The sequence below is a fragment of the Arthrobacter sp. YAF34 genome (genome assembly GCF_052113245.1).
GTDB lineage: Bacteria > Actinomycetota > Actinomycetes > Actinomycetales > Micrococcaceae > Arthrobacter.
The window spans coordinates 217,838-230,229 of sequence record NZ_JBFRCV010000003.1 but is presented as its reverse complement, the minus strand read 5'-3'; the positions used below and the strand labels follow the sequence as shown (position 1 = coordinate 230,229).

General features: G+C 68.6%; 13 protein-coding genes. 9 read left to right on the top strand and 4 right to left on the bottom strand.

Annotation, left to right across the window (positions count from 1 at the left end; genetic code table 11):
• Positions 1-12: 12 nt before the first annotated feature.
• Positions 13-447: a DUF7144 family membrane protein gene (locus AB4Y72_RS05550; RefSeq protein ID WP_441425144.1), complete on the bottom strand. Its 435-nt coding sequence runs from the start codon at positions 445-447 to the stop codon at positions 13-15.
• Between the two features lie 225 nt (positions 448-672).
• Between AB4Y72_RS05550 and AB4Y72_RS05545 the strand changes: the two genes are divergently transcribed.
• The 3 genes from AB4Y72_RS05545 to trxA all read left to right on the top strand — a co-directional run bounded on the left by AB4Y72_RS05545 (position 673) and on the right by trxA (position 2,492).
• A complete protein-coding gene (locus AB4Y72_RS05545; protein ID WP_441425143.1) occupies positions 673-1,398 on the top strand; it encodes a Type 1 glutamine amidotransferase-like domain-containing protein in 726 nt (241 codons plus the stop codon).
• 56 nt (positions 1,399-1,454) lie between these two features.
• Complete coding sequence (locus tag AB4Y72_RS05540) at positions 1,455-2,000, top strand: acyl-CoA thioesterase (RefSeq protein WP_441425142.1); 546 nt, start codon at positions 1,455-1,457, stop codon at positions 1,998-2,000.
• Positions 2,001-2,078: 78 nt separating this feature from the next.
• A complete protein-coding gene (trxA, locus tag AB4Y72_RS05535; protein ID WP_441425141.1) occupies positions 2,079-2,492 on the top strand; it encodes a thioredoxin in 414 nt (137 codons plus the stop codon).
• A gap of 113 nt (positions 2,493-2,605) precedes the next feature.
• Here trxA and AB4Y72_RS05530 read toward each other — a convergent pair whose 3' ends face one another.
• Positions 2,606-2,884 carry a putative quinol monooxygenase gene (locus AB4Y72_RS05530; protein WP_441425140.1) on the bottom strand — a complete coding sequence of 93 codons (279 nt, stop codon included), beginning with the start codon at positions 2,882-2,884 and terminating at the stop codon, positions 2,606-2,608.
• Between the two features lie 112 nt (positions 2,885-2,996).
• Here AB4Y72_RS05530 and AB4Y72_RS05525 point away from each other — a divergent pair, with 112 nt between their 5' ends.
• Positions 2,997-4,673, top strand: coding sequence for an AMP-binding protein (locus AB4Y72_RS05525; RefSeq protein WP_441425139.1), 1,677 nt, complete (start codon positions 2,997-2,999; stop codon positions 4,671-4,673).
• 169 nt (positions 4,674-4,842) lie between these two features.
• Here AB4Y72_RS05525 and AB4Y72_RS05520 read toward each other — a convergent pair whose 3' ends face one another.
• Positions 4,843-5,823 (bottom strand): DNA-3-methyladenine glycosylase family protein, encoded by a 981-nt coding sequence (locus AB4Y72_RS05520; RefSeq protein ID WP_441425138.1) that lies wholly within the window; start codon positions 5,821-5,823, stop codon positions 4,843-4,845.
• Positions 5,824-6,021: 198 nt separating this feature from the next.
• Between AB4Y72_RS05520 and AB4Y72_RS05515 the strand changes: the two genes are divergently transcribed.
• On the top strand, positions 6,022-6,459 hold the full coding sequence (locus AB4Y72_RS05515; protein ID WP_441425137.1) for a VOC family protein: 438 nt from the start codon (positions 6,022-6,024) through the stop codon (positions 6,457-6,459).
• Between the two features lie 34 nt (positions 6,460-6,493).
• Here AB4Y72_RS05515 and AB4Y72_RS05510 read toward each other — a convergent pair whose 3' ends face one another.
• The gene (locus AB4Y72_RS05510; protein WP_441425233.1) at positions 6,494-7,627 is read right to left on the bottom strand and encodes an SLC13 family permease; all 1,134 of its coding nucleotides are present in this window, start codon (positions 7,625-7,627) and stop codon (positions 6,494-6,496) included.
• 130 nt (positions 7,628-7,757) lie between these two features.
• Here AB4Y72_RS05510 and AB4Y72_RS05505 point away from each other — a divergent pair, with 130 nt between their 5' ends.
• The 4 genes from AB4Y72_RS05505 (at position 7,758) to AB4Y72_RS05490 (ending at position 12,345) form a co-directional block, all read left to right on the top strand.
• Positions 7,758-9,143 (top strand): cystathionine beta-synthase, encoded by a 1,386-nt coding sequence (locus AB4Y72_RS05505; protein WP_441425136.1) that lies wholly within the window; start codon positions 7,758-7,760, stop codon positions 9,141-9,143.
• Between the two features lie 17 nt (positions 9,144-9,160).
• Complete coding sequence (locus AB4Y72_RS05500) at positions 9,161-10,369, top strand: cystathionine gamma-synthase (protein ID WP_441425135.1); 1,209 nt, start codon at positions 9,161-9,163, stop codon at positions 10,367-10,369.
• Between the two features lie 78 nt (positions 10,370-10,447).
• Positions 10,448-10,996 carry a winged helix-turn-helix transcriptional regulator gene (locus AB4Y72_RS05495; RefSeq protein ID WP_441425134.1) on the top strand — a complete coding sequence of 183 codons (549 nt, stop codon included), beginning with the start codon at positions 10,448-10,450 and terminating at the stop codon, positions 10,994-10,996.
• Between the two features lie 17 nt (positions 10,997-11,013).
• Complete coding sequence (locus tag AB4Y72_RS05490) at positions 11,014-12,345, top strand: MFS transporter (protein WP_441425232.1); 1,332 nt, start codon at positions 11,014-11,016, stop codon at positions 12,343-12,345.
• Positions 12,346-12,392 lie beyond the last annotated feature (47 nt).

Sequence of the window (12,392 nt, the reverse complement as noted above, 5' to 3'; positions counted from 1 at the left end):
CGCGTCGGTGCCCTACGGGGCGGTTGTCGGAGGTGACTGTTCGGCCTTGAGTTCCTCGCCGTGGGCGATGATCGCGTAGATGATCAGCACGTCCATGGCGATGACGATAACGGACCACCACGGCTGCGCCGGGATGAGCATCAGTTGAACGACCGCGCTGACGCCTGCAATGACAACACCCACGACTCGGGCCCACATTGCACCGGAGAAGAGCGCGACGGCGGTGAGGATCAAGAGCACCCCGAGTGCCAGATTCCACCAGCCCCACCCCTTCGCGTCGAAGATGAAGAGCGAGCCCGGGGTCGCCAGGTAGTAGGTGTCTGGCCCGGTGATCGCGACGAGGCCTTGCAGGCCGCTGAAGACGCCATTGATGATCAAAATGACTCCGGCGAAACGGACCCAACCGGTCCAGCCAGTCGAAGCGACAGGATGATGGGCAGTACTCATAATGTCGACCGCTTTCCATTGAATGCTCTGTCGTCGGCCTCATGGTCGGCGCAGTCGTGTCGTGAAGCTAGTGCCGATTCCGATTATGTTCCTCACCGTCAGGGCCGGTCAATCGCTACAGGTATTTTCGAGTCGCGGCGGTCGGCTCGGTTCTGTCCACGCCCGACGGGCACCGGCGAGCCGCTTGGCCCGTTGCGGTTGCTCCGGATCCGGGTACGTTGAACCATGACCATTTTGCTTGTCGGCGGCGGCCCGGACACGGTGACCTCTCCCGCCGTCTTCGACCGGTTCGTCGAGGAACTCCGGCACCGGGCCCCTGGCAGGGTGCCCCGCGTCGTCGTCGTGCTCTTTGACCACGAGGGCAGCTCGGAATACTTCCTGCCTGCCTATCTGCAGCCTCTGGAATCCCGCATAGGCTGCGAGGCACTCCCGGTCCTGCTGCGCGTCAACCAGGCCGCGGATCCTGCCGCGTTCGACGACGTCGACGGAATCGTCGTCGGCGGCGGCCCGACGCCGGGCTACCTGGCTGGCTTGCTGCCATCCGCGGAAGTCATCCGCCGCGCCGTCTCCGGGGGCGTGGCCTACATGGGGTTCTCGGCCGGCGCGATGGTTGCGCCGGAACGGGCGATCGTGGGTGGCTATCGCATCGGGGGCACCGAGGTGTGCTCTGAAGAGTGTTCGGAGGGCCTTGAGGAGCTGGAGATCCGCGACGGGCTGGGTCTGGTGCCCTTCGCCGTCGACGTGCACGCTGCGCAGGCCGGTACGCTCAGCCGGGCCGTTGGCGCGGTCGCGGCAGGTCTCGTGGGCCGCGCAGTCGCAGTCGACGAGAACACCGCACTGGTCCTGCACCATGCGGACCTGCAGAACGTGGAAGTGATCGGCACAGGGAACTGCTGGACGATTCGCGGCGCCGGCCCCAAGGCCACCGTCTCCGTCCTGCCCGGGCGCTGACAGCCGGAGGCGCCGCGCCCCTTGGCACTGTTATTACTGGCGGGTAACATTGCCTCATGCACCTCCTGCTCCGCACCCTCCTGCTGCTGTTCACGTCCTCGCGCCGCCCGCCCCTGAGCATTTGGGACAGCTCGTCGCTGCCGCTTCGGGTCCTGCCCACGGACATCGACATCGCCCTGCACGTCAACAACGGCATGTATTTCTCGCTCATGGACCTCGGCCGCTTCGACCTCATGGCCCGCAGCGGAACCTGGCAGAAGATGCGCCGCCGGGGCTGGACCCCGGTGGCGGCGGGGGAAACCATCGCCTTCCGCCGTTCGCTGCAGCTCTGGCAGCGGTACACCATCGAATCCAAGATCATCGGGCTCGACTCCAAGGCCATCTACTTCGAGCAGCGGATGGTGGTGGACGGCGAGGTCTTCGCACGCGCCCACATCGCCACCCGGCTGGTCAGCAAGGGCAAACCCGTCAGCCAGGAGGAAATCATCCGCGAATTCGGGGCTCCGCCGGCGGATCTGGAACTCCCTGACTGGATCCACGAATGGCGCGAATCCAACGCCCTCCCCGGCGCCCGCCGCCCGGCCCCGCACGCCTGGAGCTGACCGGCGCCCCCGTCAGCCTGGATGTGCCAACAGCGAAATGCCGGGGACAATCCCCGCCCGCTCCCGTACCGTTGACTCATGGCTACCGTAGACATCACAGGTGAACAGTTCGCATCGACCGTCGAAGACAACGACATTGTTCTTGTCGATTTCTGGGCCGAATGGTGCGGGCCGTGCAAGCAGTTTGGCCCCACGTATTCGGCAATCTCTGAGAAGCACCCGGACGTTGTCTTTTCCAAGGTGGACACCGAGGCCGAGCAGCAGCTCGCTGCCGAGGCAGGCATCACCTCGATCCCCACGCTGATGGCCTTCCGCGAGAAGGTCCTGGTGTTCTCGCAGCCCGGCGCGCTGAACGCCCAGCAGCTTGAGCAGGTGGTCGACGCCGTCAAGGCCCTGGACATGGAAGAGGTCCACGCCCACGTCGCCCGGTCCCAGGCCGAGGCTGCCGCCGCGGCGCCCCAGCAGGACGGCACCCAGATCCCGGACGCCTGAGCAACCGCAGACCTAAACCACAACGCGGGGTCACTCCGCGCCCATAAATCCCTCAGGGACGGGCGCGGAGTGACCCCGCGTTGTTGTTGGACCGGGTTGCGGTTGGAAGGTGCTTAGAGCTTTTCGAGTTTGACCGGCTCGGCCAGCAGCGCGCTGAGGGACTCGTTCAGGTCCTGGACCGCCGTGCCCTTGGAGTGCAGGTCCAGGTCAGCCTGGCTGGCCCACCGTTCGGTCAGCACGAGCTTGTCCTCGCTGGCCTCGGTGAGCTCGTAGCGGATGCAGCCGGGCTCGTTGACCACCTCGTCAATCGCGATGTCCAGGGCGAGCTTCACGCGGAAGAACTCGCCGTCGTTGGGGATGAAGGTGGCCAGGAGGTCAATAGGTGCACTCATGGCACTTACCCTACCGGGCGGCCGCGCCGGCGTCGGAAGATGACCGGAAGATTTCATAGGACTTCCAAGCTTTGCTCTTCTTTTGCCTCGGCTCAGTTGGTAGCGTCACACCATGCTTGCTTACACAGGCGGGGACACTGACGTCCCGCTGCTCGAGGAAACCATTGGCGCGAACTTCGAACGGATCGCGGCGCGGTTCCCGTATCACGATGCTTTGATCGAGGCGTCCGCGGTGCCCGGCGAAGAGGCCCGGCGGTGGAGCTATACCAAGTTGAACGACGACGTCGACCGGCTGGCGCGTGCGCTCCTCGCCCTGGGCGTCGCGCAGGGCGACCGGATCGGGATCTGGAGCCCCAACTGCGCCGAGTGGACCATCCTGCAGTACGCCACTGCGAAGGCCGGGGCGATCCTGGTCAACGTCAACCCCGCTTACCGCAGCCACGAGCTCGAGTTCGTGGTCCGGCAGAACGGCATGCGCATGCTGGTCACCGCGCCGTCGGACAAGAACAGCGACTACACCGGGATGGCACGGCAGGCGTTGGCGGCGTGCCCGGAGCTGCGCGAACTGGTCTTCCTTCCGGCTGGCGGCGCGGACGGTCTGGTTGCCGGCGAACCCGTTGGTGAGGCGGAGCGCACGTACGCGGAGCTGCTCGGGCGGGCTGACGACGTCGGGCACGCCGCGTTGCAGTCGCGCATGGCGGCGCTGGATCCGCACGATCCCATCAACCTGCAGTACACCTCGGGCACCACGGGGTTCCCGAAGGGCGCCACGCTGACGCACCACAACATCCTCAACAACGGGTTTTCGATCGGCGAGCAGCTGGGCTACACGGAACACGACCGGGTGGTGATTCCGGTGCCCTTCTATCACTGCTTCGGCATGGTGATCGGGAACCTGGCGGCGCTCAGCCACGGCGCCGCCACCATCATCCCCGGCCGGTCGTTCTCGCCGGCCGCGGCCCTGGAGGCCGTGCAGGACTTCGGCGGAACCTCCCTGTACGGGGTGCCCACCATGTTCATCGCCGAGCTCGCGCTGCCGGACTTCGCCTCCTATGACCTCTCGACCCTGCGCACAGGCGTCATGGCCGGATCACTGTGCCCGATCGAGGTGATGAACCGGGTCATCACCGAGATGAACATGGCCGACGTCGCCATTTGCTACGGCATGACGGAGACCTCGCCGGTGTCCACGATGACCCGGAGCGTGGACACCATGGCCCAGCGGACCGAGACGGTGGGCCGGACCATGCCCAACCAGGAGAGCCGGATCGTGGACCCGGCCACAGGGGAGACGCTGGAGCGCGGCGGGATCGGCGAACTCTGCACGCGCGGCTACGCCGTAATGCACGGGTACTGGAACCAGCCGGACAAGACCGCCGAGGCGATCGACGCCGAAGGGTGGATGCATACCGGGGACCTCGCCCGGATGGACGCCGACGGCTACATCGTCATCGAGGGCCGGATCAAGGACATGGTGATCCGCGGCGGCGAGAACGTCTATCCGCGCGAGATCGAGGAATTCCTCTACACCCACCCGGACATCCAGGACGTGCAGGTGATCGGCGTCCCGGACGCCAAGTACGGGGAGGAACTGATGGCCTGCGTCATCCTCAAGCCCGGAGCCGCGCCGCTGGATGCCGCCGGGCTCGCCGAGTTCTGCCGCGGCAGGCTCGCGCACTACAAGATTCCGCGCTACGTGGACGTCCGGGAGAGCTTCCCGATGACCGTCTCCGGCAAGATCCGCAAGGTGGACATGCGCCGGGAGGCCGCGGCCCGGCTGGGGCTCTAAACCGCGTTGCTCCTGGGTGGCGGCGCGGGAGGGGCGTCGCGGCGGCTCCGTCCGGGGGCACTTTGGGCGCAATGTCCGACGCCGGCGCCCTGGTTGGCGGTGTGTCCGCGTCAAAGTGCCCCCGGAGAGCGCCTGGGCCGGGAGGGCGCGGCTTGTTGTGCGCGACGGGTCAGTGGCCGCGGTGGTCCTGGATGGTCATCCGCGGGCCGAAGGTTGGTTTCCGGAAGCCGCTCAGCCCGATCATTCGGACCACCCGCTGCCGGTGCCCTGCCCAGGGCGCCAGCAGCCTGAGCATGCCGGCGTCGTCGGTGCGGCGGCCGGTCAGGGCCGCGCCCACGTAGGCGGCCAGGTGATAGTCTCCCACCGCGATCGAATCCGGGCAGCCGTGCGTGCGCTGCACCACCTCCGCGGCCGTCCACACCCCGATTCCGGGGATGGTCTGCAGCTTCGCCGCGGCCTGCGCGGCGGGGAGGGCGGCGAGCCGTTCCAGTGCCGCGGCCGAGCGCAGCGCCCGCATGATGGTCGCCGAGCGTTGCGGGCCTACCCCGGCCTTATGCCATTCCCAGGACGGAATGTGCAGCCATTTTTCGGCCGTGGGCTGGAGCATCAGGTTGGCCGGTGCCACCGTGCCGGCGCCCGGCGCGGCCGCACCGAAGCGGTACGTCAGGTACCGGTAGCCGCGCCGCGCCTCAATGACGGTGACCTTCTGTTCCAGGATGGTCGGCACCAGCGAGTCGATCATCCGGCCGGTGGCGGGCAGGCGCACGGTGAGGTTTCGCCGGCGGGCCTCCACCACCATCCGGGGCAGTGTGGCGTGGAACGCTGGCTCGTCAAAGGCAGTCCAGTCGTCCTCGCTGCCGAGCATGCGCGGTACGGAACCGACGGCGGCAGCGGCGCCGGGGCCCCAGGCCTGCGCATCAACTGCCGGGTCCGTCCGCGGCCCGGCGGTAGCCAGCCGCAGCGTGGCAGGCCCGTCCGGCGTCGTGAACGCGAACCAAACCCCGTCCGGGGCGCTGCGGACGGACGGATCGCCGTGGCCGCGCAGGAGCGTGCCGACGGTCTGCATCAGGTCGAACGGGCCGCCCGGATGCCACCGCACTGAGGCGTCCGCGGCGGCGGCAACGCCTGTGGGGACGTCAGTGATGGTCATCCGAACATGTTCCCATGTCCGCCTGACCGCGGCCGCATCCATCGCATCCGCACCGCCGCCGCACGGGCCGTAGGACCCTTAACCTTCACCGCCGGCGGGGTTAAACTCCCGCTGGGGCGTGCAGCGTCCACGACCGCCTCGTGGCCCGAATCCCTGTACCCCGAATCCCTGTACTCGAATCTCTGTTAGGAGAGTGTGATGGCTGGTGGAGTAGTACATTTCGAAATCCCGGCAGACGACGAGGGCCGCGCCCGGGAGTTCTACAGTTCGGCGTTCGGCTGGGAAATAAGCTCCGTGCCGGAGATGAGCTACGCCATGATCAAGACGACGCCGACCGACGCGACGGGGATGCCCGCCGTTACGGGCTCGATCAACGGCGGCATGTTCCGCCGCGAAGGTGACCTCAGGTCCCCGGTTGTCACGGTGGACGTTGAGGACATCGACGCGACGTTGGAGACTATCAAGTCCCTGGGCGGCAGCACCGTCTCGCCGCGGCAGGAGATCGGCACCACGGGCTGGGCCGCCTACTTCCGGGACACCGAAGGCAACGTTGTCGGTCTCTGGCAGAACGCCCCGCGCGACGCAGGGGCCGGCGCTGGCGAAGGCGGTGCCGCGGCGAATGACATCGGCGCCTGAGGGCGGCAGCCGAGCACCCCCGGGGGCAGCGGCCTTAGTGCATTCCCGTGGTGAGCCACAGCGCCGCGACCGCCAGCGGGACCGTCAGCACGACGGCGACGACGCCGGCCAGTGCGAAGCCGCCCCAGCGGATCTCCACGTTGAGGGAGCGCAGCCGCTCGTGCCACAGCAGTGTGGCGAGCGAAGCCCACGGGGTCACCAGCGGGCCCAGGTTCACGCCGATCAGCAGGGCCGCCAGCCGGGCGGGGGAGCCGCCCACGGGTTCAAGGGCCAGATAGGCGGGCAGGTTGTTGACGGCGTTGGCCACCACGGTACCCAGCCCGGCGAGCTGCAGGAGGGCCGGCAGGCTCTCGCCCGTTCCGGCGATCCCGGACAGGAAGCGGGTCAGCCCGTTGGCGTGCAGGGTCTCCACCACCATGAACAGGCCGGACGTGAGCATGAGCGGGCGCCACGGAATCATGGACCAGCGCAAAGCCGAGCGGCGCCGCCAGAGGAACAGCAGGAGCAGGGCGGCAGCCGCGGCGATCGCCGGGATCTGCACCGGAACCCCCGAGACAAGCGCCGGCAACAAGACCACCATGACCCCCGAAGCCCCGTACAGCAGCACCCGGTCCCGCACCTTGTGCACCGGCTGCGGGCCGTAGTTGCCGCGCAGATCCTTCCGGAACGCCAGCCACAGCAGCACCAGCGGCACCAAAATTCCTACCAGGGCCGGCGCCCACACCAGTGCGGCGAAACCGGCGGGGCTGAGCTTGAGCCGGTCCTGCGCCAGCAGGTTGGTCAGGTTGGAGACCGGCAGCAGCAGGGAGGCCGTGTTCGCCAGCCACACCGTGGTCAGCGCGAAGGGCAGCGGCGGAATGCGGGCGTGGATGGCCAGCAGCACGACGACGGGAGTCACCAGCACCGCCGTCGTGTCCAGCGACAAGAACACCGTGGAGACGGTGGCGAGGGCGATGACGAGGAGCCACAGCAGCAGGACCCGGCCGCGGCCCAGGGCGGCCAGCCGCTCGGTGACCACCCGGAACAGTCCGGCCTCGTCCACCAGCTCGGTGACCAGCGACATCGCCACCACGAACGCCAGTATCGGCACGGTCCGGGCGGCGAGTTCCTGGAAGGCGGGGACCGGCAGCAGCCCGGACGCCAGCGCCGCGCATCCGGCAAACAGCATGCCCGCGGGCAGCGCATAACTCTGGAACTTCTTCAACCGGGCGATCCACTTCACCGGCTAATCGTCGCACCTCAGGGCCCTGGAGCCGCGCCGACGTGCCCGCCTCCCCGGAGACGGTAACTTTGTACCTATGAAGTACGCGCAGTCCGTTCTGGACCTCATCGGCCACACGCCGCTCGTCAAACTCAACCACGTGACCGACGGCATCGCCGCCACCGTCCTGGTGAAGCTCGAATACCTCAACCCCGGCGGTTCCATCAAGGACCGCATTGCGGCCAAGATGATCGAGGAGGCCGAACAGACAGGCAAGCTCCTGCCCGGCGGCACCATCGTGGAGCCGACGTCGGGCAACACCGGCGTTGGCCTGGCGCTCGTCGCGCAGCAGAAGGGCTACCGGTGCATCTTCGTCGTGCCGGACAAGGTCGGCGAGGACAAACGGGCGGTGCTCCAGGCCTACGGCGCGGAAGTGGTGGTCACGCCCACCGCCGTCCCGCCGGACAGCCCGCAGAGCTACTACGGCGTCTCGGACCGGCTCGTCACCGAGATCCCCGGTGCGTACAAGCCGGACCAGTTCTCCAACCCGGCCGCCCCGGCAAGCCACTATGAATCAACCGGCCCGGAGATCTGGAACGACACGGACGGCCGGGTCACGCACTGCGTGATCGGCGCCGGCACCGGCGGCACGATCACCGGCACCGGCCGGTACCTCAAGGAAGTTTCCGCCGGACGCGACGAGGCCGACGGCGGCGTCGTCAAGATCATCGGCGCGGATCCGGCCGGCTCGGTGTACTCCGGCGGAACCGGACGCCCGTACTTCGTCGAGGGCGTCGGCGAGGACATGTGGCCGGCCAACTACGACAAGTCCGTCCCGGATGACGTCATTGCCGTGACCGACGCCGACTCCTTCGCGATGACCCGCCGGCTTGCCCGCGAGGAGGGCCTGCTGGTGGGCGGGTCGTCCGGCATGGCGGTCGTGGCGGCGCTGCAGGTCGCCGCGGACCTGCCGGCGGACGCCGTCGTCGTGGTGATCCTGCCGGACTCCGGCCGCGGCTACCTGGCCAAGATCTTCAACGACCAGTGGATGCGCTCTTACGGCTTCCTGGCCAGCGGGGACGAAGCTTCCGTCGGCGAGATCCTCAAGGCCAAGACCGGTGAACTCCCGGACCTGGTCCACATCCACCCGAACGAGAGCGTCCGCGATGTCATCAACATCATGAACGAGTTCGGCGTCTCGCACATCCCCGTCCTGTCCCAGGAACCTCCCGTGGTGATGGGCGAAGTGCTCGGCGCCGTGGACGAGCGCACGCTCACGGCCAAGCTTTTCAAGGGCGAGGCCAAGCTCTCGGACAAGATCTCCGAACACATGGAGGCCCGGCTGCCCGTGATCGGCTCGCTCGAATCGATCTCGACCGCCCGGGAACTCCTCTCCGACGCCGACACCCTCATGGTGACCTTTGTCGGCGCTCCGGTGGGCATCCTGACCCGCCACGACCTCCTCGCGTACCTCAGCAACTGACCAGTTCAAGGAGTCCCATGTCTCTGCCAGAAAACTCTTCCCCCGCAACCCCGGGGTTCAACACCCGCGCCGTCCACGCCGGCCAGGCCTTTGAGCCGCGCACCGGCGCGGTGGTGCCGCCGGTGCACTTCTCGTCGACCTACGCGCAGGACGGGATTGGCGGCCTGCGCGCCGGATACGAGTACGGCCGCGGCACCAACCCCACCCGTGACTCGCTGCAGGAGCAGCTGGCCGCGCTGGAGGGCGGGACCGCCGCGTTCTCCTTCAGCTCGGGCCTGGCCGCCGAGGACTCCATGATCCGCGCCCTGACCCGCCCGGGCGACCACATTGTGCTCGGCAACGACGCCTACGGCGGCACCTACCGGCTCATCAGCCGGGTCCTGGGGGAGTGGGGCATCGGCAACACCCCGGTGGACATGTCCGATCTCGACGCGGTCGCGTCGGCCGTCGCAGCCGGGGGATCGGCCGCCGGCGGCGGCAAGACCCGCCTGGTATGGGTGGAGACGCCGTCGAACCCGATGATGAAGATCACCGACATCGAGGCCCTCGCCAAAGTGGCGCACGACGCCGGCGCCCTCCTCGTGGTGGACAACACCTTCGCCTCGCCGTACCTGCAGAACCCGCTCGCCCTCGGCGCCGATGTGGTGGTGCACTCCACCACCAAATACATCGGTGGCCACTCCGACGTGGTCGGCGGTGCGATCGTGGTCAACGACCCGGAGTTGGCGGAGAAGATCGGCTTCGTCCAGTTCGCCGTCGGGGCCGTGTCCGGGCCGATGGACGCCTTCCTCACCACCCGCGGCCTGAAAACCCTTGGCGTGCGCATGGACCGGCACAGCGATAACGCCCAGGCGGTGGCCGAATGGCTGCTCGAACGCCCCGAGGTTGAGGCCGTGCTGTACCCGGGCCTGCCCTCGCACCCGGGCCACGAGCTGGCCAAAAAGCAGATGAAGAAGTTCGGCGGGATGATCTCCGTGCAGTTCAAGGGCGGCGAGGCCGCGGCACGCAAGGTGGCCGAATCGACCTCCGTGTTCACCCTGGCCGAGTCCCTGGGCGGGATCGAATCGCTCATGAACTACCCCTCCGAAATGACGCACGCCTCGGTCAAGGGCACCGAACTGGCGGTCCCGGTCAACCTGATCCGGCTCTCGTGCGGCATCGAGGACGTCGAGGACCTGATCGCGGACCTCGAGGCCGCACTCTCCGGCCTGGAAACCGGCAGCTAAGCTCCGCCCCTCACCCCGGCACACTTATCCCACGCGGCCACCCTAGCTTTCTCTAAGAGAGTCAGCTAGGGTGGCCGCATGGCACTCCGATCCGATTGGTCCCAGCGGACCTGCAGCATGGCCCGCGGCCTCGATGTCCTGGGCGACCCTTGGAGCATGCTCGTCCTGCGCGAGGTCTTCTTCGGCAACGGCCGCTTCGAGGCCATGAAGGTCCGGCTCGGCGCGGCCGATTCCGTGCTCACCAAGCGGCTCGCCGGGCTCGTGGACGCAGGGCTGCTCGCCCGGCGGCCCTACGACGACGGCGGCCGCACCCGCCAGGAGTATGTCCTCACCGCCAAGGGCGAGGACGCCCTGCCGGTGCTCAACGCCGTCGTGATCTGGGCGGAAAAACACCTCCCCGCCCCGTCCGAGCAGGCGCACATGTTCGTCATCCACAACGGCTGCGGGGCAAGGACCTCCTCCGCGGACACCTGCACCGCCTGCGGGGAACGGCTGACGGCCGGGAACACGAGCTGGCACAGCCTCACCCGCACGGCCGACCCCGTCCCCCTTGCCTCGGCCGGCACCGGGACGCGTGTCCCGGGCCGCCCCGTCCCGACCCGCCCCGAGAACGGAACCGCCGCTTGAGCGCCCCCAAAACCACCATGAGCCCCGTGCCGGTCCGCCGCCGGATCCACCCGGCGTGGACCGTGGCCGCCGTCGCCTTCCTCGCACTCGTGGGCGCCGCGGGGTTCCGCGCCGCGCCGGGCGTGCTGATGATCCCGCTGCAGAACGAGTTCGGCTGGTCCACCACCGTGCTCTCCGCCGCGGTCAGCATCAACCTCGTGCTCTTCGGGCTCACGGCACCGTTCGCGGCGGCCCTCATGGAACGCTTCGGCGTCCGCGCCGTCACCGCCGCGGCCCTCATGCTGATCGGCGCCGGCAGCGCCCTGACGGTCCTCGTGAACCAGTCCTGGCAGATCCTGCTGACGTGGGGGCTGCTGATCGGACTCGGCACCGGGTCCATGGCGCTGGTCTTCGCCGCCACCATCGCCAACACGTGGTTCGCCAAGAGCCGCGGCCTGGTGATCGGCATCCTCACCGCCGGCAGCGCCGCGGGGCAGCTCGTGTTCCTGCCCGCCATCGCACTCCTGGCCCAGGACCCGGGCTGGCGGCAGGCCTCGCTCCTCATCGCCGCCGGTGCGCTGGCCGTGGTGCCGCTCGTGCTCAAGTTCCTGAAGAACTCACCTGCCGAGATCGGCGTGCTGCCCTACGGTGCCACGCCGCCCGCCGCCGACGGGACAGCTGCTGGGCCCGACTCTGCCGCGTCTGAATCTGTTGCGCCCGAGGTCGCGGAGCCCCGCCGCAACGCCGCGGTCCGGGCACTGCAGGTCCTCAAACGGGCCAGCAAGGTCCGGACCTTTTGGGCCCTCGTGGCGGGCTTTGCGATTTGCGGCGCCACCACCAACGGGCTGATCGGCACCCACTTCATCCCCTCGGCCCACGACCACGGCATGCCGGAGACCACCGCGGCCGGCCTGCTCGCCGTCGTCGGCCTCTTCGACATCGTCGGCACCATCGCCTCCGGCTGGCTCACGGACCGCTTCAACCCCCGGATCCTGCTCGCCGTGTATTACCAGTTCCGCGGGATCGGGCTGCTGGTCCTGCCGCTGCTGCTCAGCGCCACGGTCCAGCCGAGCATGATCGTTTTCGTGGTCATCTACGGCCTCGACTGGGTCGCGACCGTGCCGCCGACCGCCGCGATCTGCCGCCAGGTGTTCGGGGCCGACGGGAGCGTCGTGTTCGGCTGGGTGTTCGCTGCCCACCAGCTCGGCGCGGCGGCCGCGGCCCTGGCCGCGGGCGCGGTCCGGGACGCCACCGGCCAGTACACCTACGCGTGGTTTGCCGCCGCCGCCATGTGCACCATCGCCGCCGTCATCAGTGCTTCCATCCGCAAGGACGCCCGGAAGCCGCAGGCAGTCCCGGTTCCGGCCTAGCCGTTCTGTAGACTGACCCGACAGCGAGGGCGCGTTTGCGCCGCCCG